This is a genomic window from Nitratidesulfovibrio sp. SRB-5 (assembly GCF_019931275.1).
Lineage (GTDB): Bacteria > Desulfobacterota > Desulfovibrionia > Desulfovibrionales > Desulfovibrionaceae > Cupidesulfovibrio.
The window spans coordinates 523,239-549,199 of the sequence record NZ_JAIOTY010000002.1; the positions used below are offsets into that span (position 1 = coordinate 523,239).

General features: G+C 67.5%; 22 protein-coding genes. 11 read left to right on the forward strand and 11 right to left on the reverse strand.

Translation table 11 applies throughout. The annotated features are described in order from the left end of the window. Window positions 1–24: 24 nt before the first annotated feature. Together K6142_RS09740 and K6142_RS09745 are read left to right on the forward strand one after the other, a co-directional pair. A complete protein-coding gene (locus tag K6142_RS09740) occupies window positions 25–1,494 on the forward strand; it encodes a phospholipase D-like domain-containing protein (protein ID WP_190244659.1) in 1,470 nt (489 codons plus the stop codon). Between the two features lie 334 nt (window positions 1,495–1,828). Further along, window positions 1,829–2,854 (forward strand): zinc dependent phospholipase C family protein, encoded by a 1,026-nt coding sequence (locus K6142_RS09745; protein WP_223290320.1) that lies wholly within the window; start codon window positions 1,829–1,831, stop codon window positions 2,852–2,854. A gap of 248 nt (window positions 2,855–3,102) precedes the next feature. Here the strand turns inward: K6142_RS09745 and chrA are convergent, their stop codons facing one another. Then, window positions 3,103–4,350 (reverse strand): chromate efflux transporter, encoded by a 1,248-nt coding sequence (gene chrA, locus K6142_RS09750; RefSeq protein WP_223380821.1) that lies wholly within the window; start codon window positions 4,348–4,350, stop codon window positions 3,103–3,105. Between the two features lie 306 nt (window positions 4,351–4,656). On the opposite strand from chrA, the gene K6142_RS09755 reads away from it, so the two are divergent. Beyond that, entirely contained in the window at window positions 4,657–4,962 is a 306-nt protein-coding gene (locus K6142_RS09755) for a putative quinol monooxygenase (protein ID WP_190245705.1), read from the forward strand. Window positions 4,963–5,097: 135 nt separating this feature from the next. After that, window positions 5,098–5,745: a flavin reductase family protein gene (locus K6142_RS09760; RefSeq protein WP_190245706.1), complete on the forward strand. Its 648-nt coding sequence runs from the start codon at window positions 5,098–5,100 to the stop codon at window positions 5,743–5,745. Between the two features lie 491 nt (window positions 5,746–6,236). Here K6142_RS09760 and K6142_RS09765 read toward each other — a convergent pair whose 3' ends face one another. The 6 genes from K6142_RS09765 to K6142_RS09790 all read right to left on the reverse strand — a co-directional run bounded on the left by K6142_RS09765 (window position 6,237) and on the right by K6142_RS09790 (window position 11,538). Further along, the gene (locus K6142_RS09765; protein ID WP_190245707.1) at window positions 6,237–6,632 is read right to left on the reverse strand and encodes a 4Fe-4S dicluster domain-containing protein; all 396 of its coding nucleotides are present in this window, start codon (window positions 6,630–6,632) and stop codon (window positions 6,237–6,239) included. 16 nt (window positions 6,633–6,648) lie between these two features. Next, window positions 6,649–7,725, reverse strand: a complete 1,077-nt coding sequence (locus K6142_RS09770; RefSeq protein ID WP_190245708.1) for a nickel-dependent hydrogenase large subunit — start codon at window positions 7,723–7,725, stop codon at window positions 6,649–6,651. Window positions 7,726–7,737: 12 nt separating this feature from the next. Beyond that, window positions 7,738–8,130 (reverse strand): NADH-quinone oxidoreductase subunit C, encoded by a 393-nt coding sequence (locus tag K6142_RS09775; protein WP_190245709.1) that lies wholly within the window; start codon window positions 8,128–8,130, stop codon window positions 7,738–7,740. Between the two features lie 124 nt (window positions 8,131–8,254). After that, window positions 8,255–8,728, reverse strand: a complete 474-nt coding sequence (locus K6142_RS09780; RefSeq protein WP_007524163.1) for an NADH-quinone oxidoreductase subunit B family protein — start codon at window positions 8,726–8,728, stop codon at window positions 8,255–8,257. Between the two features lie 15 nt (window positions 8,729–8,743). Next, on the reverse strand, window positions 8,744–9,592 hold the full coding sequence (locus K6142_RS09785) for a respiratory chain complex I subunit 1 family protein (RefSeq protein WP_012612648.1): 849 nt from the start codon (window positions 9,590–9,592) through the stop codon (window positions 8,744–8,746). Next, window positions 9,592–11,538 (reverse strand): NADH-quinone oxidoreductase subunit L, encoded by a 1,947-nt coding sequence (locus tag K6142_RS09790; RefSeq protein ID WP_190245710.1) that lies wholly within the window; start codon window positions 11,536–11,538, stop codon window positions 9,592–9,594. Before K6142_RS09790 ends, K6142_RS09785 begins: the two co-directional genes overlap by 1 nt. A gap of 795 nt (window positions 11,539–12,333) precedes the next feature. Here K6142_RS09790 and K6142_RS09795 point away from each other — a divergent pair. From K6142_RS09795 to K6142_RS09805, 3 genes are read left to right on the forward strand one after another with little or no spacing between them, the layout of a single operon-like run. Beyond that, window positions 12,334–13,419, forward strand: a complete 1,086-nt coding sequence (locus K6142_RS09795; RefSeq protein WP_190245711.1) for a CerR family C-terminal domain-containing protein — start codon at window positions 12,334–12,336, stop codon at window positions 13,417–13,419. After that, on the forward strand, window positions 13,416–14,795 hold the full coding sequence (locus K6142_RS09800; RefSeq protein WP_190245712.1) for an efflux RND transporter periplasmic adaptor subunit: 1,380 nt from the start codon (window positions 13,416–13,418) through the stop codon (window positions 14,793–14,795). Before K6142_RS09795 ends, K6142_RS09800 begins: the two co-directional genes overlap by 4 nt. Continuing rightward, complete coding sequence (locus K6142_RS09805) at window positions 14,792–17,908, forward strand: efflux RND transporter permease subunit (protein ID WP_190245713.1); 3,117 nt, start codon at window positions 14,792–14,794, stop codon at window positions 17,906–17,908. Before K6142_RS09800 ends, K6142_RS09805 begins: the two co-directional genes overlap by 4 nt. Window positions 17,909–18,124: 216 nt before the next feature. Here K6142_RS09805 and K6142_RS09810 read toward each other — a convergent pair whose 3' ends face one another. From K6142_RS09810 to K6142_RS09825, 4 genes are all read right to left on the reverse strand, one after another. Then, window positions 18,125–19,282 (reverse strand): sensor domain-containing diguanylate cyclase, encoded by a 1,158-nt coding sequence (locus tag K6142_RS09810; protein WP_190245714.1) that lies wholly within the window; start codon window positions 19,280–19,282, stop codon window positions 18,125–18,127. Continuing rightward, window positions 19,279–20,172: an HD-GYP domain-containing protein gene (locus tag K6142_RS16650; RefSeq protein ID WP_317846377.1), complete on the reverse strand. Its 894-nt coding sequence runs from the start codon at window positions 20,170–20,172 to the stop codon at window positions 19,279–19,281. Before K6142_RS16650 ends, K6142_RS09810 begins: the two co-directional genes overlap by 4 nt. Window positions 20,173–20,549: 377 nt before the next feature. Continuing rightward, window positions 20,550–20,936: a Rid family detoxifying hydrolase gene (locus tag K6142_RS09820; protein WP_190245600.1), complete on the reverse strand. Its 387-nt coding sequence runs from the start codon at window positions 20,934–20,936 to the stop codon at window positions 20,550–20,552. Window positions 20,937–21,082: 146 nt separating this feature from the next. After that, a complete protein-coding gene (locus K6142_RS09825) occupies window positions 21,083–21,859 on the reverse strand; it encodes a hypothetical protein (protein WP_190245601.1) in 777 nt (258 codons plus the stop codon). A gap of 206 nt (window positions 21,860–22,065) precedes the next feature. Between K6142_RS09825 and K6142_RS09830 the strand changes: the two genes are divergently transcribed. From K6142_RS09830 to K6142_RS09845, 4 genes are all read left to right on the forward strand, one after another. Beyond that, a complete protein-coding gene (locus K6142_RS09830) occupies window positions 22,066–23,478 on the forward strand; it encodes a sigma-54-dependent transcriptional regulator (RefSeq protein ID WP_190245602.1) in 1,413 nt (470 codons plus the stop codon). Window positions 23,479–23,859: 381 nt separating this feature from the next. Next, window positions 23,860–24,348 carry a hypothetical protein gene (locus tag K6142_RS09835; protein WP_223290427.1) on the forward strand — a complete coding sequence of 163 codons (489 nt, stop codon included), beginning with the start codon at window positions 23,860–23,862 and terminating at the stop codon, window positions 24,346–24,348. A 96-nt stretch (window positions 24,349–24,444) separates the two neighbouring features. Then, a complete protein-coding gene (locus K6142_RS09840) occupies window positions 24,445–24,876 on the forward strand; it encodes a hypothetical protein (protein WP_190245603.1) in 432 nt (143 codons plus the stop codon). A gap of 169 nt (window positions 24,877–25,045) precedes the next feature. Beyond that, window positions 25,046–25,849: a DODA-type extradiol aromatic ring-opening family dioxygenase gene (locus K6142_RS09845; protein WP_190245604.1), complete on the forward strand. Its 804-nt coding sequence runs from the start codon at window positions 25,046–25,048 to the stop codon at window positions 25,847–25,849. The last annotated feature ends 112 nt before the right edge of the window (window positions 25,850–25,961 follow it).

Genomic DNA, 25,961 nt, shown 5'->3' on the forward strand with positions numbered 1-25,961 from the left:
CAACGCAACCCGGCGGGGTGCGGCGTGACCCCCATTTCGGCGGCCGCCCTGACCACCCTGCAATGGGTGCTCATTTCCGCCATGTACGGGGTGTCCGTGTACGCGGCGGGCCACGCCCTGCTGCACAAGCGCGACCCCCGCGCGGCCCTGGGGTGGATTGCCGTGTGCCTGACCTTTCCCCTGGCCGGGCCGCTGCTGTATTTCCTGTTCGGCATCAATCGCGTGCACAGCCGCGCCGCCCGCCTGCTGGAAGAATCGGAAACCCGCCGCCTGCGCGAAGGGGGCCGCCTGCACGGCGGCCCGGCCCGCCACGAGCCGCCGGGGGCCATGCCGTCCGGCATCGTGCCGCCGCGCTACGAGCGGATGGCCAGGGTGGGCTACGCGGTCACCGGACGACCACTGGCCGGGGGCAACCACGTGCAGCCGCTGCACAACGGCGAACAGGCCTACCCCGCCATGCTCGAGGCCATCGACAACGCCGAGCACAGCGTCTTTCTGACCACCTACATCTTCGGCACCGGCGACGCGGGCCAGCGCTTCGTGGATGCCCTGGCCGACGCCGCCGCGCGCGGGGTGGACGTGCGGGTCATCGTGGACGGCGTGGGCGGCCTGTACCACTGGCCGCGCGCCTGGCGGCGGCTGACCCGGCGCGGGGTGCGCGTGGAGCGCTTTCTGCCGCCGCACCTGGTGCCGTTGCAGCTTTCGGTAAACCTGCGCACCCACCGCAAGGTGCTGGTGTGCGACGGCAGGGTGGGCTTTACCGGGGGCATGAACATCGCCCAGAACCACATGGCCGCGCAGGGCTGCACCCGGTGCGTCACCGACCTGCACTTCCTGTTCAGCGGCCCCATCGTGGCCCAGTTGCAGGAGGCCTTCCTGCGCGACTGGGGCTTTGTCACCGGCGAATACGCGCCCGGCCCCACGGTGCGCGAGGAACCCTGCGGCGATTCGCTGTGCCGCATGGTGCTGGACGGTCCCGGCTTCGGCTTCGAGCGCGTGCACGACCTGCTGGCGGGCGTGGTGGCCGGGGCGGAGCGGTCCATCCACATCATGACGCCCTATTTCCTGCCCTCGCGAGAGCTGATCAGCGGCCTGCGGGCCGCTTCGCTGCGCGGGGTGGAGGTGCACTGCGTGCTGCCGGGCCGCAACAACCTGCCCTTCGTGCACTGGGCCTCACGCAACCTGCTGCCATCGCTGCTGGAAAGCGGGGTGCGGGTGTACTACCAGCCGCCGCCGTTCTGCCACACCAAGCTGCTGCTCATCGACGGGTGCTATGCCCACGTGGGCTCGGCCAACATCGACCCGCGCAGCCTGCGCCTGAACTTCGAGCTGACCGTGGAGGTGCTGGACACCACCGTGGCCCGCCAGTTGGGCCAGCACTTCGAGGCGGTGCGCGCCGTGGCCGCAGAGGTGACGCCCCAGTCGCTGACCGCCCGCAGCATGGCGGTGCGCCTGCGCGATGCCGTGTGCTGGTTGTTTTCCCCTTACCTGTAGGGGCAGCGCCCCGGCATTCGTCCCCCCTTTCGGAAAAATCATCCTGCATGGCGTGCCGGACGGGTTTCGCAGCCCACCGGCATCATGGCGTTTTTCAGGGGGGCAGTACTGAGGGTGCACGGCGGGGCCCCGCGCGCCGGTTTTTTCAGAACGCGGAATGCAATGATGGCGGGATGTTGCCACGGCGCTGTGCGGCGTTCCGGCCCGTTTCGCCGGGGCAGGGAACGGGGTTGACACCCCCTGCCAGGGGATTACTAGGGGGGTCGCAACGCAGTTTACCCGGAAGGTAGCCTTCGGAATGAATACGTCTCTCCTGCGCCCGGTCCGATGCGGTATGCCGCGCGGCCTGGGTGCATCCGATACCGGTTTTGCCCCCTGCTGCTCCGCCCCCTCGTGTTCCGCCTTGGTCACGCAGGGCGTTTTCCGCGTCGGCGCGCAGCGCGCGCGTGGCACGGGCACCACGCCCCGTTCCGTGCTGGCGCTGCTCTGCTGCGCCCTGCTGGCCGTGCTGGGGGTGGTGCTGCTGCCCGACGCGGCCTTTGCCTGGGGACCGGGCGTGCACATGGTGGCCGCCCACTGGCTGCTGCAAAACGCCTCGCTTTTGCCCGCCGCCGTGGGCTCGGCCCTGCTGACCCATCCGGATGCCTTTCTGTACGGCAGCCTTTCCGCCGACATCTTCATCGGCAAGGGCTGCACCGTCACCCCCGGCCACAGCCACAACTGGAGCACCGGGCACACCCTGTACGAGGCGGCGGACACCCCGCGCCTGCATGCCTACGCCTGCGGCTACCTTTCGCACCTTGCCGCCGACACCGTGGCCCACAACCATTACGTGCCCACGCTGCTGGGGGGCACCCCCGGCACCGGCAAGCTGAGCCATGTGTACGTCGAGATGCAGGCCGACCGCATGGTGGAATGGGACGCGGCAGAGGCCGTCAGCCTGTTCCGCCTGCCCAACGGCGCGGCGGACCGTACCCTGTTGCAGGCCACCCATGGCGGGCACTGGCCCTTTGCCTTCAAGAAGCGGTTGTTCCAGGGCAGCCTGGCCGTCAGCGGCAAACAGTCGTGGCGGCGCTCGCTGCGTCTGGTGCACCGGGTCATGCCCCACGCGGCGGACCGCGCCTACCTGCGCGAGATGATCGACGTCAGCGTGCGCGCCGTGGTGGACGTGCTGCGCGACCCGTACGGATCGACGGTGACGGGCATCGACCCCATCGGCAGCGACCACCTGGCCGAGGCGCGCGACGTGTGCCGGGGCGTGCAGCCCATGGTGGCGCGCAGGCCGGGCGGGGTGCGCTTTCCGCTGGACGAGCGGCTGGTGGACCTGCCCTACCTGCCGGTGCCCTGCCGGGCGGCCTGATAGGCCCATCTTTCATGCACGCAAAAAGGCGGCGGGAGTGATCCCGCCGCCTTTTTGCGTGCATGGCCGAGAGGAGCAAGGAAAGGCATGGCAAGGCGTGAGCCCCCCGAGGTGTCGCGTGGTTGCGCGGTCGCGCAGGCGTGCGGTCACCCTGTCGCGCAGTCGCGCAGTCGCCCTGCCGCCCTGTCGCACGGCCGCGCAGTCACCCGGTCGCGTCGCGTGGGTGGCGAAATGGCGTGCGTGCGGCGTCAGCCCAGCAGCCACGAGACCAGCGCGCCTACGCCCACCACGTACAGCACGTCCACCCCGGCGCGCAGCGCGGCAAAGGCCGCCACGCCGATGATGGCGGGCAGCGGCGTGGCGGGCAGGGCCTGGGCCACGCTGATGGCCAGATATCCCAGCAGCCCGGTGAACCCCGCCAGCGTGGCGCGCACCGCCCGGCGATAGATGCGCGAATGCTCGATGCGCGACACCAGCCGCTCCGCCCCCAGCATGAAGAACAGCGACGGCGTGAAGATGGCAAGCCCCGCCACCACCGAACCCAGCGGGCCGTCCACCCGCCAGCCGATGAAGGCGGCGGTGAGGATGATGGGGCCGGGCGTCACCTGGCCGATGGCCACGCCGTCCAGAAAGGCGGCGTCGCTCATCCAGCCGCGCAGGTGGACCACCTCGTGGCGCATCACCGGCAGGGCGGCCAGCGCCCCGCCGAAGGCCACAAGGTCGGTGCGCAGCATGGACACGGCCAGGGCGAACAGGTCGGGCCGCAGGGCCGCCAGCACGGCCAGGGCCACGGCCACCCCGGCCAGGGCCGCCAGCACGCCGCGCAACGCGCCAAGAACTCCGGGCCGGGGTGTTGCGCCGGGGCCGCCGTCCGCCTGCGCAGGGGGCGCGGCATCGCCGTCGCGGTATACCACCACTCCGGCTGCGGCAGCCGCCAGCACGGGAACGATGGGGTGGACCCCCAAAAGGGTCAGCCCGCACACCCCGGCCCCGATCACCCAATCCATGCCCATGCGCAGGTAGCGTTTGCCGAAATCGAGCAGCCCCGACACCATCAGGGCCACGGTGACGGCCTTCAGGCCGATGAACGCGGCCATGACGGCGGGCAGTTCGTGATTCTTCCAGTACATGGCCGAAAGCACGGTGATCATCAGGAACGCGGGCAGGGTGAACCCGAAGAACCCGGCCAGCATGCCCGGCGTGCCGCGCAGCCGCAGCCCCACGTACGAGGCCACCTGCATCACCGTGGCCCCCGGCACCGCCTGGCACAGGGCCACGCCAGAGCGGAACGTGGCCTCGTCCATCCATCCCTTGCGCTCCACCACCTGGGCACGCACCACGGGCAGCATGGCGGGGCCGCCGAAGGCCGTGGCCCCCAGACGCATGAAGGTCAGGAACAGGTCACGCAGGGTGGGCGGGGTGCCCGCATGCGAGGAAGGGGGGGAGTCCTGTGGTGCTTCGGACACGGTGACCTCGTTGTCTGGGCTGGGTGTCATGCGGTACGCCGGAGTTGGGCGCGGGTACGCCGGCCACGCCTGAAGGGAGTCCGGTTCTGGTGATTTTCTACCACGATACGGGCAGAAGATGCATGCTTCCGTAGGCACTCTAGCCATGTGAACGGTTGCTTACAAGGGCGCGCCACCCGTGCTGGAAATTTTGTGGCGGGTTCCGTGGTGTGCCTCGGTATCTTTTTTGTGCGTACTTGCCGAAAGCGTTTCATTGGGTGAAGCTGCACACCATGTCCACGCGGTGCGGCCGCATCGGCGGGGAACCCACCCAACGCAGTGCAAGGAGCACGGATCATGTCGCAACCCGATTTTCCCGTGGCGGTAACCGCCATGCTCACCGCCCGCCCCGGCAGCGAAGCCCGCGCGGCGGAACTCATTGCCGGTATAGTTGCCGCCACGCAACGGCACGAGGGCATGCTGCGCTACGAGGCGCAGCAGCAACTGGACGCGCCGCGCAATTTCACCTTCATCGAGCAGTGGACTTCCCGGGCAAGCCTGGACGCGCATCTGGCCACGCCCGAGTTGCTGGCCTTTCGCGCGGCGGCGGCAGAGGTCTTCGAAGGCCCCGCCGACGTGCGGCTGTGGCGGCTTGTGAAGTAGCGTGAGCACGTTTGGGCGGGCCGTGGTGTCACGGTCCACCTGCATCACCGCATCGCCGACTTCCGCATTGCCCACATTCGCATCTCCACATTCCATCCCTACATTTGCATCCCCTGACGGGGAGGAGGCCCCTCCATGGCAAGCGACGTGACGACCAGCCCGGCGCACGGTCCCGCACCCAGCCCCAGGGCCATCGCGGGCCGGGTGGACATCGCCCCCCAGGCCTTCGTGGTGCCCATGGCCCAGACCATCGTGGGCTGCATGGCCGACGGCAGGCCCAACTTCATGGCCGTGGCCTGGCTGACCCGGGTCAACTACCAGCCGCCCATGCTGGGCGTGGCCATCAACCGGCGCAACTTCAGCCACGGGGCCATTGCCGCCAGCGGGCAGTTCAGCGTGAACTTTCCCACCGTGGACATGACGGTGGTGACCGACTACACGGGGCTGGCCTCCGGCGCCCGTGTGGACAAGTCCGGCCTGTTCGAGGTGTTCCACGGCCATCTGGACGCCGCACCGCTGATACGGGAATGCCCGCTGGGCATCGAGTGCCGGGTGCACACCGCCGTGGAACTGCCCAGCAATACCTTTTTCATCGGCGAAATAGTCGGGGCCTGGTGCGCCGAGGACTGCGTGGATGGTGACGGCGCGCCCGACCCCAAGCGGTTGCGGCCCATGCTGCTGACCATGCCGGACAACCGCTACTGGTCCATGGGCGACGTGGTGGGCAAGGCTTGGCACGACGGCAAGGCCCTGCGGCAAAAGGCGGGCGGCGAGGCCGGGTAGCCCGCGCCGCGAGGGCGGCTGGCCACGGGAAGAGACGAAACAAGGGGCGCGGTTTTCACCACGCCCCTTCTTGATTTTTCCGCATTTCGGAACAGCGCGGGGCGCGGTTTTCACCGCGTCCCTTCTTGATTCTTCCGCATTTCGGAACAGAGCGGGGCGCGGTTTTCATTGCGCCCCTTCTTGATTCTTCCGCGTTTCGGAACAGAGCGGGGCGCGGTTTTCACTGCGTCCCTTCTTGATTCTTTCGCATTTCGGAACAGGGTGGGGGCGCGGTTTTCACTGCGTCCCTTCTTGATTCTTTCGTATTTCGGAACAGAGCGGGGCGCGGTTTTCATTGCGCCCCTTCTGGATTCTTCCGCGTTTCGGAACAGAGCGGGGCGCGGCTTGCACCGCGCCCCTTCTGTTCCGGGTCGTTTCTCCCCGCTTCCCGGTCAGCTCTCAAGGCAGCCGCGCGACCGGCATTCGCCGTGCCGGACGCGCGGGGTATTCGGCTAGGCTTCGGGAGCGGCGGCCTCGGCGGGCTTTTCGGCGCTCTTGTCGGCCTTCTTGGACTTTCTGGGCGTGCCCTGCAAGCTCACCACGAACTTGCTGGGCGCGGGCTTGCGGTGCTGGTTTTCCATCGACAGGCAGTGCGTGGGGCACGCATCGACGCACACCGAGCAGTACACGCAGGCAAAGGGATCGCAGTCCCACTTGCCTTCCTTGGGGTCCACGGTGATGCACTGCGAAGGGCACTTGATCTGGCAGCTCTTGCAGAAGATGCAGTCGTGGATGTTGTTTACGAGTTTGCCGCGGAAACCCTCGAACGCCGGCCGCGTCTCGAACGGATAGAGCCGGGTGGAGTATTTCCCCATGATGTTCCGCAGCACGTTGCTGAGCATGTACATGGTCTGGTCTCCTTGCTTACCGCTCGGTGCAGCTGATGCACGGGTCGATGGTCAGGGCCGCGAGGGGCACGTCGGCAAGCTGCGCGCCGGGCAGCATGGCCAGAAGCGGCGGGATGTTGGCGAAGGTGGGGGTGCGGATGCGCACCCGCTCCATGTTCTTCGAGCCGTTGCCCTTCAGGTAGTACAGCAACTCGCCGCGCGGCTGTTCGACACGGCAGACCACCTCGCCGGTGGGCTTGCCGGGAACCTTTGCGGCCAGTTCGCTGTCGGGCAGGCGCGAAATGGCCTGACGCACGATATCCATGGATTGCAGCGCTTCCATGAACCGGACCTTGGAACGGGCCCAGCAGTCGCCCTCGGGCGAGGTGACGGGCTCGAAGTCCAGTTCGTCAAAGGCCGCATAGCCAAGCTGGCGGGCGTCCTGGGCAACGCCGCTGCCGCGCAGGGTGGGGCCGACCGCGCCGAGCTGAATGGCCTGCTCGGCCGTCAGCACGCCGATGCCCACGGTGCGCTTTTTCACGGTGTAGTCGTCGAGCATGGTCTTCATCAGCTGGCGCAGTTCCTTCTCCAGCTTGTCCAGCTCGTCGAGGATCCAGCGCTGCTGGGTCTTGTCCAGGTCGCGGCGCACGCCGCCAACCACGTTGACGGAGATGACCACGCGGTTGCCCGCCGTGGCTTCGTTGATGTCCATGACGCGTTCGCGGATCTTCCAGAACTGCATGAACAGGCTTTCGAAGCCGAAACCGTCGGCGAACAGGCCCAGCCACAGAAGGTGGCTGTGGATACGGTGCAGTTCCGACCAGATCACCCGCAGGTACTTGGCGCGGCTCGGCACTTCCACGTTCATCATGGTTTCAAGGCCCTGGCAGTAGCACATGGCGTGGATGCACGAACAGATGCCGCACACCCGCTCCACGATGTAGACCATCTGGTTGTAGTCGCGAATGCTGGCGAGGGTTTCGAGGCCGCGATGCACGTATCCCAGGGCGGGAATGGCTTCGACGACGGTTTCATCCTCGACGACCAGTTTCAGGTGCAGGGGTTCCGGCAGAACCGGATGCTGCGGACCGAAAGGAATGATGGTGCGGGACATGAGACCTACCTCTTAATCCTTCTTCTGGATGGTGGAGATCTTGCAGAACGGCGCCGAGATGGTCGAGGTGATCTCGTCATCCAGGTACAGCGTACGGTTGAAGTCCAGCACCAGACCGTCGAACTGCAGGTTGAAGTGGTCGCGCGATTCGTTTTCCACGAGCAGCGCGGCAAAGTAGACTGGCGAGATGCTGGGTACCGGCTGGTCCTTGGGGTGGGTCAGCCGGAAGTGGGTCATCTCGTTGTTCATGTCGTAATGGTAGAAGATATCCACGTTGCCGTCGCCCAGGTCCACCACGGACATGGTGACTAGGCGGTAGCCCCGGTCGAACATGCTCTTGGCCTGCGCGACCACGGCATCCGCGGCGATGGGTGTTGCGTTCAGTATTTCGCTGTGCGTGGGCATTGCTGTCCTCGTTGCCCCGTGCCGGGGCTCGCCGGTCGTTCCGGCGCTTGAGGGTTCGCGCCCGCTCCGCCCGCGAACATGCGGCGAAACGGCGCGGACATCGGCGGGGCACCCGCCGTGCGGCCTAGTCGATGACGGTCACCTTGGGCATTTCGCCAAGGCCAAGCTTGGCCTTCACCACGTCAAGGGCGGTGACGACGCCGTCGATGATGGCGTCGGGCTTGGCCGGGCAGCCGGGTACGTACACGTCGACCGGGATGACCTGGTCGACGCCGCCCACCACGTTGTAGCACTCGCGGAACACCCCGCCCGAGGTGCCGCACGCGCCAATGGCGATGACGGCCTTGGGGTCGGGCATCTGGTCGTAGATGTTCTTCAGTACTTTCTTGTTGCGGTGGTTCACCGTGCCGGTAACCAGCAGCACGTCGGCATGCTTGGGGTTGCCCACGTTGATGATGCCGAAACGCTCCACGTCGAAGACGGGGGTAAGGCAGGCCAGCACCTCGATATCGCAGCCGTTGCACGACCCGCAGTCGAAATGGACGACCCACGGGGACTTCAGACGGCCTTTATTGATCCAGTTTTCAAGCAGACCCATTATCGCCTCCTCCCCTTAGCTGACGTAGAGCCAGAGCAGGTTGAACACCGACAACACAAGACCCACGCCCAGCACGTTCTTGAGCATCCACGGCCAGGTCATGCGCGCGCAGATGTTGTCGATCAGGATTTCCGCCGCGTAGGTCACCACCAGCAGGGCGACCATGCCCACGATGCTGGTGTGCCAGAACAGCGAGCACAGGCCCAGGATGAGCACCACGTCGAACCAGTGGCCGATTTCCAGCAGCGCAAGGTGCGGGCCGGAGTATTCGGTCAGCACGCCGCGCACCAGTTCCTGGTGGGCGTGATGGCAGGCCGAGATGTCGAAGGGCGACTTGCGCAGCTTGATGGTCAGCGCGTAGCCCAGCGCAATGAACAGGAAGGGCATGCTGAGCAGCAGCGGCTTTTCCATGGCGTACACGTCGGCGATCTTGAAGCTGCCGGTGGCCATGGAAATGCCCACGAACACCACGATGATCAGCGGCTCGTAGGCCAGCATCTGCAGCAGTTCGCGCTGGGCGCCCACCTGGGCGTAGGGGGAAGGCACGGACAGCGCGCCCACCACCTGGAACACGGCGCCGATGGTCATGACGAAGAAGAGCAGCAACAGGTCGCCCTGCATGAAGAACAGCAGCACGGCCAGGGCGGATGACAGCACGTAGATGTATGCCGACATGACCTGCCACGAGTTGACCACCATGGGCGCTTTGCCCAGCAGCTTCAGCACGTCGTAGAACGGCTGGAGGATGGGCGGCCCGAAGCGGGACTGGAGGCGGGCGGTGACGCGGCGGTCAACCCCGGCCAGAAGGCCCCCGACCACCGGGGTGAGGGCAAGCCCGATGAGAGCGGCGATGAACGTCAGCATTACAGCACCCCCCCGAGCATGACCGCAAGCAGCACGATGGCGATCACGTTGATGGACTTCGAGAGTTTGGATTCACCGAACAGGGATTCCATGTAGTAGTTGCCGGCGGCGGTTTCCACGAACCCGTTCATGGGGCCGTTGAAGCCGATCTTGCCGTTCTCCACCCGCTGCGAGCCGCCCATGTAGGGCAGGCTGGCCGCTTCGGGGCCGACCTTCTTGGCGGCGCGCAGGGCATACATGAAGCCCACGCCCAGCAGCAGGAACAGCGGGTACACCGCGAACACGCCGGCGTTGTTCTCGAATACGCCCATGGAGACGGTGTAGGCGGTGGCCTTGGCGTACAGCGCCGTGGCCGGGGCCACCAGCATGCTGTAGACGAAGGGCGAAAGCAGCGACAGGCCCACGGCGCCACCGGCCAGCAGCAGCAGCGGCAGGCGCACCGAGAGGGGCTGGTGTTCGGCGGGCGGGTTTTCGCCGGGCACGGTGGAACCCAGCATCACGCCGGCCCAGCGAGCCCAGAACAGCACCGTCAGGGCGCTGCCGAGAGCCAGCATGATAACCAGCGGGGGCATGGCGGCGGTGGCGGTGGCGGCGGATTCAAGGGCCATCCACTTGGCCAGCAGCATGCCGAAGGGCGGCAGCATCATGGTCACGATGCCGATGACGGTGATCACCGCGGTGCGGGGCATCACCTTGAACAGGCCGCGCATGGCTTCGATGTCGCGCGAGCCGATCTTCTGCTCGATGGCGCCCACGCACAGGAACAGGAGGCCCTTGGAGATGGCGTGGAAGATGATCAGCATCACGGCGGCGGCGATGGCGGCCGAGGTGTTGATGCCCGCGCAGGCGATGATCAGGCCCAGGTTGGCGATGGTGGAGTAGGCCAGCACCTTCTTGCCGTTGCTCTGGCCCACTGCCAGGGCGGATGCGGCGATGAAGGTGAACGCGCCGAAGATGGCCACGGCGGCGGAAAGCATGGTGCCCTGGTAGGCCGGAGCCATGCGGATGACCAGGTACACGCCCGCCTTGACCATGGTGGACGAGTGCAGCAGCGCGGAAACCGGGGTGGGCGCCACCATGGCGCCGCACAGCCAGCTCTGGAAGGGCACCTGCGCGGCCTTGGTGAAGCCCGCGAAGCACAGGAAGGCCATGGGCAGCAGCAGCGCCGCGGTCTTCATGCCGGGGGCAGCCGACTTGGCCAGGATGTCCTGCACCGAAAGGGTGCCCGTGCTCTTCTGCAGGAACATGAGCGCGGCCACGAAGGCAACGCCGCCCGCCATGTTCATCCACAGGGCGCGGGTGGCGTTGGTCTTGGCCTCGTCGGTGCCGTCATGCCCGATGAGCATGAACGAGCACAGGGTGGTCACTTCCCAGAAGAAGTACATCCACGACAGGTTGTTGGCCAGCACCAGGCCGTTCATGGCGCCCAGGAAGAGCAGCATGAAAAAGAAGAACCGCGGCTGGCGGCTCTTGGCGAGGTGCAGGTGCTCCTCGTGTTCCTTCATGTAGCCAAGACCGTAAAAACAGATCAGGCCCCCCACGATGGAAATGATCAGCACCATGGTCAGAGACAGGCTGTCGGCGTAGAAGCCGGTTACCTGCGTGCCGTGGTCCATCAGGAAGAAGTCCAGATAGACCATGCCCAGCACCTGCAGCACCGTCAGCCCCATGATGAGCAGGTTGCCCATGCGCAGCGCGATGAGGAAGATGAACCCGAGCAGGGCGAAATCAAGAACAGTGATCAGGCCGTTGAGGCTGATGCCAAGAATGGCTTGGGGCGAGTAGGAGAACGAGCCGAGGCCCGCCAGTCCCAACGCCGCCGCGGCGGTTATCGCCACCGATACCGGGACGATGATGTTGCGCGCGGCGTCGCCCCTGACGAAATAGACCGCCAGGGCAGCTAAGAGTGGAAACACGACGCTTCCAAAGACAAGGGTGTCCAGCATACGCACCTCGTAACAAAGGACAAAGGAGAGCCGCGACACCTCCGGGTGGACGTCGCCGCTCACGGATTGCATGCCCTACAGGCATGGGCCCTTGGATTCCCGCACGGATTCTATGTCCCGGCAACCCGGAAACGTCAAGGGAATTGTAAGATACTACAGGTGGTTGGTCGCACAGTCCAATTGGCAGGTAGGAATTAGCTCTCGTCTCATATGTGGGTATTGCTTTTATTTGCGCGAGCATGGCGGAATAATCCGGAGGCGGGGACGCTCCGGGATGGGCGTCACGCCGCAGGGGGCGTGACGTCGGGCGCATTCATTCCGCGGAACCGGGCGTGGCGTGGCAAGGGCAGGGGGGGCGTTCCGGCGGCTGTGCCGGAGGGCGGCGTGCTGTCGGCACGCGTTTCGGGGGGCGGATTGGTTGCGGGCCTGCCCGGGGGGACCGGCGCGGGCACGGTGGCAGATCCGTTGGTGCGGGCGGTGTGCAGGGCGCAGAGGGGGGCATTGGCCGCGCGCGGCGGGCGTGAACGCGCCCGGCGGAGCATGTGGCGAACGGGCACAAGCTGCGGGATGGGGGCGGCGGGGCGTATGAAGGCTGCGATACGTTTTTATTACAAGATGTTGCCGGGCTATTGACTTTCTTAAACACTCGTTTAAGTAGGCCGAACGCCCTCCGGACAAGACCGGAGATGTCCGGCCCGCATTGGCGGGGCCGGGCAGGGCCTGCGGCGTCCGCCTTGCCGGATCGGGCCGTGTTCCTTTTGCCGTGGTTCCATGACCACGCCGTCCGGATGCCTCATGCACGACGCCTTGCCTGCCCGCAAAACCCCGGACGCTCCCGCGACCGCATCGGGGTGCGAACCGCGCGCCAACGCGCGGGATGCGGCCACGCGCGAGAGCGCGCCGCAGCAGGTTCCGCCACAACCCCTCCTCCGGAACGTGTCCGCCGGAGCCAAGGCCGCCGGTGCCGTGCCCGCCACCCCGCCTGCCGCCGTGGACCGGGATGGCCAGACCCCAGCCAGTCAGGTGCCGGACAGCCAGACGCCGGACAGCCAGACGCCGGACAGCCGGGTGCGCATCATGGCTGCCGCGGGCGAGACCTTTGCGGAACTGGGCTTTCACCGCGCCTCGCTGCGCGAGATATGCCGCCGCGCGGGCGTCAACGTGGCCCTGGTGAAGTATCATTTCGGCGACAAGCAGGGCCTGTACCGCGCGGTGCTGCTGCAACCCTTTCCGGAGCCGCCGCTGCCCTCGCCGCCGTCTGCATCGGGCATGGCCGCGCCGGGCCCCGGCGACGCCACCGGCGCTGCATCCTCGGCGGCGGATCCGGAAACACGGTTGCGCGCCTTCATCCGTTCGCAGTTGCACCGCACGCGCGGTTCGCGCCGCCCGGAATGGTACAATCGGCTGCTCATCCGCGAGATGACCGATCCCACCGGCGTCATCGGCGACATCGTGGGCAAGGTCATCGGTGCGCGCGCGGGCTACCTGGCCGAAACGGTGCGGGAACTGCTGGACGAGCCGGACCGCAGCCGCGCCGTGGCCCTGTGCGCCCTGAGCGTGGTGGGGCAGAGCCTGCATCACCACTTCGCGCGGAACGTCATTCCGCTGCTGTATCCCGAAATTTCGTATGATGCCGCCAGTCTCGACGAACTGGAGGAACACATCGCCGCCTTTTCCCTGGCGGGCATCGCCGCCCTGCGCGAGCGACTGCGCGCCGCACGGTCCGCCCCGCCCGAATGCCCCCAGTGCCCGGCCAGTTCAGAGAATCCAGCCAGCCTAGAGAACCCGGACGCTACCGGCTGCCCCGGCAGCTCTGGCAGCGCCACGCCGAACACCGCATCCATTCCCCCCACTCCCAGCCGTCAACGGAACACCGCATGAACATCGACGCCCAATCCAGGCCCCATTTCCGGCCCTGTCCCGCCGCCCCGTCCTTCGTCGGCCCTTCTTCCGTTGCGTCAGTTGCGCCAGTTGCGCCAGTTGCGCCAGTCACGCCAGTCCGGCGGGTGGCGGCCTTCCTGCCCGGCCTGCCGACCATGCCCGGCCTGTCGACCATGGTCATCCTGGCCGTCCTGCTGGCGATGCTGGCCGGGTGTTCCGGCGGCGACGAGGCCGCCAAGGCCAAACCCCAGAAGCGGCCCGTGCCCGTGGCCACTGCCCTTGCCGAAAAGCGCGACCTGCCTGTGGTGGTGCGCACCGTGGGCAACGTGGAGCCGTACGCCACGGTGTCCGTGAAGTCGCGCGTGGACGGCCAGGTCGTGGGGGTGCATTTCAAGGAAGGGCAGGATGTGCGCAAGGGCGACCTGCTGTTTTCGGTGGACCGACGCGCGCTGGAGGCGGCGCTGAGCGAGGCCCAGGCCAGGCTGCAACGCGACCGCGTGCTGCTGGCCAAGGCCGACGAGGACGTGCGCCGTTTCGAAAAGCTGGTGGCGGACGGCTACGTCAGCCGCGACCAGTACGAGCAGTACCGCTCCTCCGCCGATTCGCTGCGCGCCACCGTGCGCGCCGACGAGGCCTCGGTGGAGACGGCAAGGGTGCAGCTTTCGTACACCACCATCACCGCGCCCATGTCGGGCCGCGCCGGGCAGGTCAAGGTGGATCAGGGCAACATGGTGCGTGCCGGGGCGGATACGGTGCTGGTGGTCATCGACCAGATAGAGCCCATCTACGTGGGCTTTGCCCTGCCGGAAATGCACCTGGCCACCGCCCGCGCCCGCATGGCCGCCGGGGGCGTTCCGGTGCAGGCGCGGGTGCCCGGTGCCGCCAACGGCGTGGGGGGGGTGTCGGCGCGCGGCACGGTGAGCTTCGTGGACAACACGGTGAACACCGCCACCGGCACCATCCGCATGCGCGGCACCTTTGCCAACGAGGCGCGCGTGCTGTGGCCCGGCCAGTTCGTGGACGTGTACGTGGAACTGGGCGAGGTGCCCGGCGCCGTGGTGGTGCCCGCGCAGGCGGTGCAGACCGGCAGCCAGGGACTGTTCGCCTACGTGGTGGCCCAGGACAACACCGTGCAGTTGCGCAAGGTGCGCACCGGCCTTGCCCATGACGGCCAGGTGGTGATCGAGGAGGGCGTGGCCGCGGGCGAGCGGGTGGTCATCGACGGCCACCTGCGCCTGACCCCCGGCGCCGTGGTGGAGGAAAAGGCCTCCGCCGGGGCGGCTTCCGGCGGGCAGGCGGAAAAAACCGGCGAACCTGCCGCGAAACCCGGCGAAGCGGGCGCCAGGGGCGCGGCCCCGGCGGAGGCGCGCCAGTGAACATCGCGGCGTTCTTCATCCGCAGGCCGGTGACCACCTGCCTGGTCATGCTGGCCATGTTCCTGTTCGGGGTGGTGGGCTACCGCAACCTGCCGGTAAGCGACCTGCCCAACGTGGACTTTCCCACCATCCAGGTAACGGCCGAGCTTTCCGGGGCCGACCCGGAAACCATGGCCAGCGCGGTGGCCACCCCGCTGGAACGGCAGTTCGCCACCATCGCGGGCATCGACTCCATGACCTCGTCGAGCACCCTCGGGCGCACCCGCATCACCATCCAGTTCGCCCTCGACCGCGACATCGACGCGGCGGCGCTGGACGTGCAGTCGGCCATCTCGCAGGCGGCGCGCCGCCTGCCCGACGACATGACCACGCCGCCCTACTTCCGCAAGGTCAACCCCGCCGACCAGCCCATCCTGTACATTGCGCTCACCTCGCCCACCCTGCCCCTGTCGCAGGTGAACGAATACGCGGACACCATGCTGGCCCAGCGCATCTCCATGGTGGCCGGGGTGGCCCAGGTGCAGGTGTACGGTTCGCAGAAGTACGCGGTGCGCGCCCAGGTGGACCCGCGCGCCCTGGCCACGCGCGGCATTGGCCTGGACGAGGTGGCCAAGGCCATTTCCGATTCCAACGTCAACCTGCCCACCGGCACCCTGCAAGGCGACCATACCTCGCGCAACATCCAGGCCAGCGGCCAGTTGTTCGACGCCGCTTCGTACCGGCCCATGGTGGTGGCCTGGCGCGACGGTGCCCCGGTGCGCCTGGGCGAGCTTGGCCGGGTCATCGACAGCGTGGAGCAGGACAGGCAGTTCACCTGGTTCAACGACACGCGCGGGCTTGTGCTGGCCGTGCAGCGCCAGCCCGGTTCCAATACCGTGGCCGTGGTCAACGCGGTGAAGGAACTGCTGCCCTCGTTCGAGCGGCAGCTGCCCGCCTCCGTGCAACTGAACGTGATGTACGACCGTTCGCAGACCATCCGCGAATCGGTGGACGACGTGAAGTTCACCCTGGTGCTCACCGTGGTGCTGGTGGTGCTGGTGATCTTCCTGTTCCTGCGCAGCCTGTCGGCCACTGTCATCCCCAGCCTGGCCCTGCCCATGTCGGTGGTGGGCACCTTTGCCCTGATGTACGTGTTCGGGCACAGCCTGGACAACCTGTCGCTGATGGCCCTGACGCTGGCCGTGGGCTTCGTGGTGGACGACGCCATCGTCATGCTCGAGAACATCGTGCGCCACAAGGAAATGGGCAAGCCGGTCATGCAGGCGGCCCTGGACGGGTCCAAGGAGATCGGCTTCACCATCATCTCCATGACCATCTCGCTGGCGGCGGTGTTCATCCCCGTGCTGTTCATGGGTGGGGTGGTGGGGCGGCTGTTCCGCGAATTCTCGGTGGTCATCATGGTGGCCATCGGCCTTTCGGGCGTGGTCTCGCTGACGCTCACCCCCATGCTGTGCAGCCGCTTCCTGAAGCCGCACGGCGCCGAGCGCCACGGGCGCGTCTACAACGCGCTGGAGGCGTTCTTCGACGGGCTGCTGCACATCTACGAGCGCACCCTGCGCTTCACCACCCGCCATCACTTCATGACCTTTCTCGTGTCGCTGGGCGTGCTGGGGCTGACGGCGTGGCTGTTCATGACCATGCCCAAGGGCTTTCTGCCCAGCGGCGACACGGGGCAGCTTTCCGGCTTCACCGAGGCGGACCAGTCCATCTCGTTCGACGCCATGGTGCGCAACCAGACCGCCCTGCACGCAGTGCTGGCGGCGGACCCGGCCATCGCCTCGTTCACGTCCATCGTGGGCGCGGGCGGCCCCAACCTTGGCGGCAACGCCGGGCGGCTGGTGATCATGCTGAAGGACCGCCACGAGCGCAAGGAAACGCCGGAGCAGATCATCCAGCGGCTGCGCCCCAAGCTGAATACCCTGCCGGGCATCCAGGCCTTCGTGTCCAACCCGCCGTCCATCAACATCGGCGGGCGCACCACCAAGAGCCTGTACCAGTACACCATCCAGGGGCCGGACACCGACGAACTGTACCGGGTGGCCCCCCTGCTTGAAGAACGGATGCGCACCCTGCCCGGATTGCAGGACGTGACCAGCGACTTGCAGCTGAAGAACCCCGAGGTGCGCGTGACCATCCACCGCGACAAGGCGGCGGCGCTGGGCGTTTCGGCCCAGCGGGTGGAAGAGGCGTTGCAGTCGGGCTTCAGCTCGCGCAATGTTTCCACCATCTACGCGCCCACCAACGACTACGCCGTGCTGCTGGAACTGCTGCCGGAATACCAGCGCGATGCCTCCGTGCTGCCGCTGCTGTACGTGCGGGCCAATTCCGGCATGCTGGTGCCGCTGGATACCCTGGCCAGCCTGAGCGAAGGCGTGGGGCCACTTTCAGTTAACCATTCCGGCCAGCTGCCCTCGGTGACCGTGTCGTTCAACCTGCGGCCCGGCGTGGCCCTGGGCGAGGGCGTGGCCCAGGTGGAGCAGGTGGCATCGCCCCTGCTGCCCGCCGACGTGGTGGGGTCGTTCCAGGGCACGGCGCAGGCCTTCCAGAATTCGCTGCAAGGCATGGCCATGCTGCTGGCCCTGGCGGTGTTCGTCATCTACATCGTGCTGGGCATCCTGTACGAAAGCTTCATCCACCCGCTGACCATCCTTTCGGGCCTGCCCTCGGCGGGCATGGGCGCGCTGCTCACGCTGATGTTCTTCGGGTACGACCTGAACCTGTACGCCTTCGTGGGCATCATCATGCTGATCGGCATCGTGAAGAAGAACGCCATCATGATGATCGACTTCGCCATCGAGTCCGAACGGGTGGAGGGCCGCGCCCCGGCGGACGCCATCTTCCACGGCTGCCTGGTGCGTTTCCGGCCCATCATGATGACCACCATGGCCGCGCTCATGGGCGCGCTGCCCATCGCCGTGGGCTTTGGCGCGGGCGCCGAGGAACGCAGGCCGCTGGGCCTTGCCGTGGTGGGCGGCCTGATCGTGTCGCAGTTGCTGACCCTGTACATCACCCCGGTGTACTACATGTACCTGGACAAGCTGAGCCGCTGGCTGCAACGCAAGATGGGCCGCGCGCTGGGCAACGAGCGGGCGGCGACGCTGCCGCAGGGGTAGCCCGGGCAGGCGGGCATGCCGCTACGGGCAATCTGATGCGGCGTGCGACTTCGTCGCTCGCCACGCCGCGCCCCCGGTCACGCCGTTGACCGTGATGATGACAAGACACCCCCGCCGATGCGCGCATCGGCGGGGGTGTTTCCGTCTGGGGGATACGGGTGGCGTGCGGGAATGCGGGGCGGGGAAATATCGTCGCGGAACGGTTTGCCGGTCGGCCTACCGCACCGCGATGCCGTCGCCCCCCCGCCGCTTCACCGCGTACACGGCGCCGTCGGCACGGGCCACCATGGCCTGTACGGCCAGGGGGGCGCCCTCGCCCGCGCAGGCGGCGTTGCCCGCGTCGGTCACCGGGGCCAACTGGCAGGCGGCATCGGCACGGCCTTCGCCCTGCTGGCGGTAGCGGGCAATGCCGATGCTCAGGGTGCAGCCGTGGTTCTGGCACTGGGAGAAGCGGTGGCGGATGCGTTCGGCCACGGCGCGCACGGAATTCTCGTCCGGGCAGGCGAACAGGATGCCGAACTCGTCGCCCCCGATGCGGCAGGGCGTGTCGGTGCCCGCGCGCACCGCCTCGGCGATGACGTCGCCCAGCAGGCGCAGCAGTTCGTCGCCCGCCGCATGCCCGTGAGTGTCGTTGACGGCCTTGAAGCGGTCGCAGTCCACCAGCATCAGGTGGAAGGGCGGGCGCAGCCGGGCATCGGCGGCCAGTTCGGCCAGGCGCCGTTCGAAATGGCGGCGGTTGAACAGGCCGGTCAGCGCATCGCGCACGGCCAGTTCCTCCATGTGCCGGGCGCGGCTGTCCGTGGCTTCCAGGCGGGCCATCAGGTGCCGTTCGCGGCTGGCCACCAGATGGGCCATCCATTCCAGGTTGCGCTTCAGGCGCAGCAGGTCGTGCTCGTCCTCCTGCTCGTTGGGCAGCGACAGCGGACGCGGCTGGCGTCCTTCGCGCAGGGCCAGGCAGAAGGCGTTGATCTCGCGGATGTCGCGCAACAGCACGAAGCGGCAGATCAGCCCGGCCACGGGGATGCACAGCACCAGCGCCCCGGCCAGATACAGGGCCACGGCCAGGACCACGTCATCATAGATGCTCATGGGCAGCGCGCGGGGCAGGCCCGGCAGCACGGCGCGGCCCTGCGATTCCAGGTGGTGCAGCAGCACCCCGGCGGGCACCGCTATCACCAGGAACAATGCGTTGGCCAGCCGGGTGCGGGGGGTCAGCGCATCCACGCCGCGCCAGAAGGCATCGATGGGGCGGCGCAGCCAGCGGGCCTTGACCCGGCCCAGACCCGACGCGGAGACACTGTTCGCGGCGCGGGTGGCGCCGGTGGAGCCAACGGAGCCGGAAGCGCCGGTATTGCAGGACGTCGTGTGGTTCATGCGGGCACCGGAATCAGCAGGCCGCGCGGTGTGGCGCGTCCGTTTTCCCACGTGTCTTCCCATGTGGCGCTCCGTGGGGCGGTGGTGTCGTTGTGGCGGACGGGCTCGGCACTGCCCGTCGCGTCCAGGGTGGCGGGGGTGGCGGGGGTGGCCGCCGGGGCGGCGGATGTTTCGGACGGCAGCGAGGTGCCCGGGGCGGCGTCCGGGCCGGACGCCGCAACATGCGTCCCGGCACCAGGGCGGCAGCAGCGGGCCGCGGCGATGGAGGCAATGCCGTCCAACCCGGACCGGGGCGGCTGTGGCGTGCTGAAGGCCCGGTGCATCTCGTCGCGCACGGTGACGAAGGCCCGCACCACGGCGGGGTCGAACTGGCTGCCGGAGCAGCGCAACAGTTCTTCCTCGGCCTGTTCGAAACGCATGGCCGGGCGGTAGGGGCGGTGCTGGAGCATGGCCGACAGGCTGTCCGCCAGCGCGATGATCCGCGCGCCGAGGGGTATGGCGTCGCCGCTCAGGCCGTGCGGGTAGCCCCGGCCGTCCCATCGTTCGTGATGGTGCAGGATCATGGAGGCCACGCCTTCGTCGGCAAGGTCCGCCACCGGGCTGACGATGCGCGCGCCGATGACCGGATGGGCGCGCATGTGTTCCCATTCTTCGGGGGTCAGGGTGCCCGCCTTCAGCAGCACGGCGTCGGGCACGCCGATCTTGCCGATGTCGTGCAGGTGTCCGGCCACGTGCACGCGGTCGGCGTCCGCCGGGGAAAACCCCATGGCCCGCGCCAGCAGAAAGGCGGCCAGGGCCACTTCTTCCGAGTGCGAGCGGGTGTGGGTGTCCTTGGCGTCTATGGCGTTGCCGAGGGATTCCGCAAACTGGTGCAGCAGGGTGCTCAGCATGGCCCGTCCCCCGCGCAGGAAGACGGGGATCCGCCCGGACGGCAGGGCTGACCGGGTAGCAGGTTGGGCATTTCGATGTTGAAAATCATTTTCATGAACAGGAGATATCCCCATCATGATGGGAGGTCAATGGGGGTGGGTGGGGAGCCTTCCCGATTGTCCGGAAAAAGTGGATTGCGCCGCAGGGGGGCGCGTACCCGTGGGGCGACGGGATGCCCGTGAAGGGCCACCGTGGGGAGGCGGGGGATGGATCGGGTGGGACCGTGGAAGGACCACCGTGGAAGGCGGTGAAAGGCGGCGGCGCGCCCGGCCTTCCCCATGGGGCGGCAGGGCGCGCCGTGCATCGTGAACGCGCGGGCAGGGGCCGTCGTGGCCCGTTACGGCAGGTCGATGATGGCCTCGATCTCGATGTTCGAACCCAGCGGTAGCCCGGCCACCTGGATGGTGGAGCGTGCCGGGAAGGGCGCGGTGAAGAATTCGCCGTAGGCGGCGTTCATGGCCGCGAAGTCGGCAAGGTCGGTAAGGAACACGGTGACCTTGACCACCCGGTCAAGGTCGGCGCCGGCGGCCTGGGCCACGGCCTGCACGTTGCGCAGGCACTGGCGGGCGCGCGCGCCCATGTCGCCTTCCACGAAGGTGCCGGTGGCCGGGTCCACAGGCAACTGGCCGGAGACGAACAACAGCCCCCCGCAGGCAAGGCCGGGGGAATAGGGGGCAACCGGGGCGGGGGCCCCGGCGGGGATGATGGCGGTGCGTTGGGCCATTGGCGCGCTCCTGATGCGGGGTGTGGGAAGGGGCCCGGCGGCGGTCCGTCGGGTGCATGGGGGACAATGGCGCAGCCTAGCCGCGTGCCCGTGTGCTTGTAAAGGTGCCGCACGGTTGCCGCGCGCAGCATTCCCACCGGCGCAGGCTACTTCTGGCCCTTGCCCTTTGCCTTGTCGTCATACGGGTAGTCGTCGCTGCCCTTTCCGCCCTTGTCCTTTCCACCCTTGCCGGGCTTTCCGCCCTTGGCGTGCTTGTCGTCGTACCGGCCATCCCTGGACTGGCGGTCGTCGTACCTGCCGTCCTTGGACTGGCGGTCATCGTACCTGCCGTCCTTGGACTGGCGGTCGCCATGCCTGCCGCCCTTGCCCTGTCGGTCGTCATGTTTGGGGCCCTTGCCGTCGCGGTCGCCGTCTTGCCTGTCGTGCCGGTCGCGATAGTAGTCGCGGGACAGGTTGCGGTCGTCGTCGCGGTTCCAGCCGCCCTTCTTGCCCTTGGAATGGCCCACCCCCAACGAACCGGGGTGCGCTCCCGCCTCCTTGGCCACCTGCCCCCAGCCCATGCCCGATTCGCGCATGTCCCGGATGCGCGAGGGCGACATGCCCGATTCGCGCGACAGGTTTTCGATGCGGGCGTCTTCCAGCTTGTATTCGGCATCGCGCCAGTCCCGCTCGTAGCGCGAAATGGCGTCGCGGTCGCCAGAGGAGCGTACGCGGTCATAGGCGTCGCGCGCCCGGTCGGCCTGGCGCATGGCGTCATCCACGGCCCCGATGACGGAATCGGCGTCGGCGGCGTGCGCCGACCGTGCCATGCCGGGCACAAGGGCTGCGGCCAGCAGCAACAGCAGCAGGGTGACCGGCGGCAGGTGCCGACGGGCAAACATGGCGGCGGCAACACGTTGTCCGTGAAAGCGGCGCGTGAACATGCGAACCTCCGAAGTCCTGCGGACAGGCACGATGCAACCCCAGCGTCGGCCGTGCCGTCTCCGGTTTTTTGATTGATGCAGCCTATGGATTCCCAATGAAAATGTAAAGAAAGGTAAATGGAACGTCAGGCCGGAAGCACGGCGCCCCGTCGCGGGGGTTGCGCTCCGGCCCGGCTTCCCATAGGCGAATGGGCAACGAGGACCGCATGAAATACCTGCTCGCCGTCACCCCCCACGAAGACGCCCTGCATGTGCTGCGCACCAGCTTTTCCGGCGACGTTTCGGTCATTCCCTGCCGCACCAGGGCCGAGGCGCTGGCCCAGGCAACGGGGCGTGCGCTGGACATGGTGATGATCGACCTCGGCCTGCTGCTGGAAGGGCGCGAGCCCTCGCGCCGGGTGCTGCACGAGGCGGTGTGGGAGGTGAAGCGCCGGGTGCCCTCCGCCGAGATCATCGTGCTGGCGGAAGCCGATGCCGTGCGCCACGCAGTGGATGCGGTGCAGGCCGGGGCCGGGGGCTACCTGCCGTACCCCCTGCTGGAGGAGGAGGTGCGCCTTGTCGCCCAGAAGCTGCACGAATCGGCGCTGGTGCGTTCGGAACTGGACTACCTGCGCGACCGCCACTGGGCGGGCGATGCGGTGGACCTGGCCCACACCAACAGCCCGCGCATGCGCGAGGTGTTCGACAAGGTGCGGCTGGTGGCGGGCACGCGCAGCACCGTGCTGCTCACGGGCGAGACGGGCACCGGCAAGAGCCTCATCGCCCGGCTCATCCACAACCACAGCAACCGGCGCACGCGGCGGTTCATCAGCGTGCACTGCGGCGCCATACCGGACACGCTGATCGAAAGCGAACTGTTCGGCCACGAGAAGGGCGCCTTTACCGGCGCCGTGCGCAAGAAGCCGGGCAAGTTCGAAATCGCCGAGGGCGGCACCATCTTTCTGGACGAAATAGGCACCGTCAGCCAGTCGGCCCAGATCAAGCTGCTGGGCGTGCTGCAAGACCGGGCCTACCAGCGGGTGGGGGGCGAGGCGGTGCTGCGGGCCGACGTGCGGGTCATTGCCGCCACCAACGAGGACCTGGCCGCGCTGTGCGCGCAGGGGCGCTTTCGGCGCGACCTGTACTACAGGCTCAACGTGTTTCCCGTGGACGTGCCGCCCCTGCGCGAGCGCAAGGAAGACCTTCTGCTGCTGGCCGAACTGTTCGTGCGCCGCTACAACGCCCAGATGGTCAAGGACATCCGGTCCATCCATCCGGAGGTCATCGACGCCTTCATGGGCTACGACTGGCCGGGCAACGTGCGCGAACTGGAAAACCTCATCGAGCGCGCCTGCATTCTGGAAAGCGGCACCGTGCTTACGCCGGACAGCTTTCCGGCGGAGTTCTTCGGTCCCGGCGGGGGAGGGCGGCTGGCCACGGTGGACACCACCCTGCCCCTGGCCGAGGCGCGCCGCCGTTCGGTGGACGTGTTCGAACGGGCCTATCTGGAGCGGGCGCTGGCCCAGTGCGGGGGCAGCGTGCAGCGCACCGCCGCGCTGGCCGGGGTGACCACCCGGCAACTGCACAAGCTGATGACCCGGCACGGACTGCGCAAGGAAGATTACAAGCTGCGCGGCTAGGCCCCGTCCGCTGCGGCAGCACCCCCCCCCATGGAAATTACGGAATGCCCGGTCATGCCCTGCATGCGGCGCGCCGATGGTGGAACAACGTCCGCCATGGCGCGCTGTGGTTTTTGGGAAGGGGCGAAAAAAGAACTTCAAGTTCCTTTTTTATTTTTCAGGAACTGATAGTTCTTGTTATTGTATGTTACCTTTACATACAGTATGTTATTTGCGTGTATATCAATGTGCAATGACAGGTTAGGGCGCATTTTGTGGCGTGGTGAACGCACAACTCGCTAAAACAAGAATTTATAGTTCTTGTTTTAGCGATGCCTATACAAAAAATCTAGAAAGAGCGCCATCTTGCCGATATGGCGCGGAAAGTGCTGAGCTTTTGGCATGGATTTCCGGCAATACCCGCACAAGGGCGTGAGCGCCACGGATTCTGTGCCCGTCACGTCACGACAATCGGCTTCCGACCCGCGCGGCGGGCTTTCCGATGGCTTCGGGAAGCCCGCCGACGCCATGGGCGGTGCAGGCATTCCGGCCCCGTCGGCCCCGTCGGCCCCGTCGGCCCAGTCGGCCCAGTCGGCCCAGTCGGCCCAGTCGGTGCAGTCGGCGCAGGGCCCGCAAGGGCGGGAAGGCGAATCGCTGGTGTCCGTCACCGGGTACGTGCTGCCGGATGCCTGGGGCAAGGATTTCGAGGTCGCCGGGGTGCTCATTGCCGATGACCGCGAGCGCGAACTGGTGGTGGGCAACGTGGCGGAACATCGGGAATTGCTGGGGCTGTGCCGCCGCAAGGTGACGGCCACGGGCTGGCTGACGGCGCGCGACGGGCGGCTGCTGCTCACGGTGCGTGAGTTCACGGTGCTGGACGCGGCGGGCTAGGGCCGCCGAAGGACGTGCCGGACGCGAAGTTCCGGGGCGCAAGGATGGCATGCAGGGGCTGGGGCAAGGACAGTGCGCAAGGAAGAGGGCAGGATCATGAAGGCGCGGATACGGGAAGGGATGTGCGGCGCGGCGGTGCCCGCGCGGAGCGGGGTGCTGCTGGCGGCGGCATTGCTGCTGGTGCTGCTGGCAAACTGGATGCTTGCGGGAACGGCGGCGCGCGCCACGGGCATGACCATGGGGCCGGAAACCCCCGAGGTGGTGGTGACCGGCGTGGTGGTGGTGACCGACGACGGCCCGCTGCTGGAAACCATGGACGACCGCATCTTTCTGCTGCGGGGCGTCACCGACCTGGAACTGGACGGCCTGGAAGTGGTGGTGACAGGCGTTGCCAGCCAGATCGAGGATGGCTACTTCACCCTTGACGTCACCGGGTATTCGGTGGTGGACGAGGACAACGGGGAATCCGCGCCGCAGGCCTCGCACCTGTACGGAGTGGATACCGCGTATCTGGGGCGCAGGATCTAGTCGGCATCGGTGGTTCGGCATTGCTTGGCGCGTCACGCGCGGGGCATCGGACGGACACGGCGCTGCGCCCTTGTGGTGCGGCGTGGCGTGTCCGTTGGCATTTTCCGGGCGGTATTTTCCGGCGCATTTTCCGGCAGGCAGTTCCTGCCGGATGCAACGAGGTGAAGCCATGGCCAGACAGCCCGTTTTCTACATTCCGCACGGCGGCGGTCCCTGCTTCTTCATGGACTGGACCCCGCCCGACACCTGGAACCCGCTGGCCGAATGGCTGCGCGCGCTGCCAGAATCGCTGCCGGAGCCGCCCGCCGCCCTGCTGGTCATCTCGGCCCATTGGGAAGAGCGCGACTTCACCCTGGCCACCACGCCCGATCCGGGGCTGCTGTTCGACTATTACGGCTTTCCGCCGCACACCTACGAATTGCAATGGCCCGCGCCGCCCGCGCCGCATCTGTTCCCGCGCGTGCGTGAACTGCTGGCCGGGGCGGGCATTCCCCTGGGCGAAGATCCGGAACGCGACTTCGACCACGGGGTGTTCGTGCCGTTGCTGCTGCCGTGGCCGCGGGCCGCCATTCCCACGTTGCAGATATCCATGCGCCACGACCTGGACCCGGCGGCGCACATTGCGCTGGGCCGCGCCCTGGCCCCCCTGCGCGACCAGGGCGTGCTGCTGGTTGGCAGCGGCATGAGCTATCACAACATGCGGGCCTTCCGCCGGGCCGACAACCAGCCCCTGCCGGATTCCGACGTGTTCGACGCCTGGCTCACGGCCACGATCACGGATGCGGACCCGAGGCGGCGCGACCATGCCCTGGTCCGCTGGCAGGACGCACCGGCCGCGCGCGATGCGCATCCCCGCGAGGACCATCTGCTGCCGCTGATGGTGGTTGCCGGGGCCGCCGGTGCGGACGCGGGGGAACGGGTATTCGCCTGTAGGGCCATGGGCGCCACCATCGCCGCGCACCGTTTCGGCTGATGCCGGGGGCATGTCGCTAGGGCCGGGGCGGGTTGCGCCAGCCGTGGCGCGTGCAAAATCGCGCTTGCAATAGCTTGAAATGAATTGTGTTTTTTCGGGCAGGAAATTTTTT

Bases quoted from the DNA above. Each gene is read 5' to 3' on its own strand.
- K6142_RS16650 (WP_317846377.1), bottom strand. From the start codon at position 20,172: ATGCTGAGCACCCTGCTGCACCAGTTTGCGGAATCCCTCGGCAACGCC.
- K6142_RS09770 (WP_190245708.1), bottom strand. From the start codon at position 7,725: ATGTCCCGCACCATCATTCCTTTCGGTCCGCAGCATCCGGTTCTGCCG.
- K6142_RS09820 (WP_190245600.1), bottom strand. From the start codon at position 20,936: ATGGCCCAACGCACCGCCATCATCCCCGCCGGGGCCCCCGCCCCGGTT.
- chrA (WP_223380821.1), bottom strand. From the start codon at position 4,350: ATGACACCCAGCCCAGACAACGAGGTCACCGTGTCCGAAGCACCACAG.
- K6142_RS09825 (WP_190245601.1), bottom strand. From the start codon at position 21,859: ATGTTCACGCGCCGCTTTCACGGACAACGTGTTGCCGCCGCCATGTTT.
- K6142_RS09775 (WP_190245709.1), bottom strand. From the start codon at position 8,130: ATGCCCACGCACAGCGAAATACTGAACGCAACACCCATCGCCGCGGAT.
- K6142_RS09845 (WP_190245604.1), top strand. From the start codon at position 25,046: ATGGCCAGACAGCCCGTTTTCTACATTCCGCACGGCGGCGGTCCCTGC.
- K6142_RS09795 (WP_190245711.1), top strand. From the start codon at position 12,334: ATGCACGACGCCTTGCCTGCCCGCAAAACCCCGGACGCTCCCGCGACC.
- K6142_RS09840 (WP_190245603.1), top strand. From the start codon at position 24,445: ATGAAGGCGCGGATACGGGAAGGGATGTGCGGCGCGGCGGTGCCCGCG.
- K6142_RS09760 (WP_190245706.1), top strand. From the start codon at position 5,098: ATGGCAAGCGACGTGACGACCAGCCCGGCGCACGGTCCCGCACCCAGC.
- K6142_RS09790 (WP_190245710.1), bottom strand. From the start codon at position 11,538: ATGCTGGACACCCTTGTCTTTGGAAGCGTCGTGTTTCCACTCTTAGCT.
- K6142_RS09835 (WP_223290427.1), top strand. From the start codon at position 23,860: ATGGATTTCCGGCAATACCCGCACAAGGGCGTGAGCGCCACGGATTCT.
- K6142_RS09785 (WP_012612648.1), bottom strand. From the start codon at position 9,592: ATGCTGACGTTCATCGCCGCTCTCATCGGGCTTGCCCTCACCCCGGTG.
- K6142_RS09745 (WP_223290320.1), top strand. From the start codon at position 1,829: ATGCCGCGCGGCCTGGGTGCATCCGATACCGGTTTTGCCCCCTGCTGC.
- K6142_RS09780 (WP_007524163.1), bottom strand. From the start codon at position 8,728: ATGGGTCTGCTTGAAAACTGGATCAATAAAGGCCGTCTGAAGTCCCCG.
- K6142_RS09755 (WP_190245705.1), top strand. From the start codon at position 4,657: ATGTCGCAACCCGATTTTCCCGTGGCGGTAACCGCCATGCTCACCGCC.
- K6142_RS09810 (WP_190245714.1), bottom strand. From the start codon at position 19,282: ATGAACCACACGACGTCCTGCAATACCGGCGCTTCCGGCTCCGTTGGC.
- K6142_RS09830 (WP_190245602.1), top strand. From the start codon at position 22,066: ATGAAATACCTGCTCGCCGTCACCCCCCACGAAGACGCCCTGCATGTG.
- K6142_RS09765 (WP_190245707.1), bottom strand. From the start codon at position 6,632: ATGTACATGCTCAGCAACGTGCTGCGGAACATCATGGGGAAATACTCC.
- K6142_RS09800 (WP_190245712.1), top strand. From the start codon at position 13,416: ATGAACATCGACGCCCAATCCAGGCCCCATTTCCGGCCCTGTCCCGCC.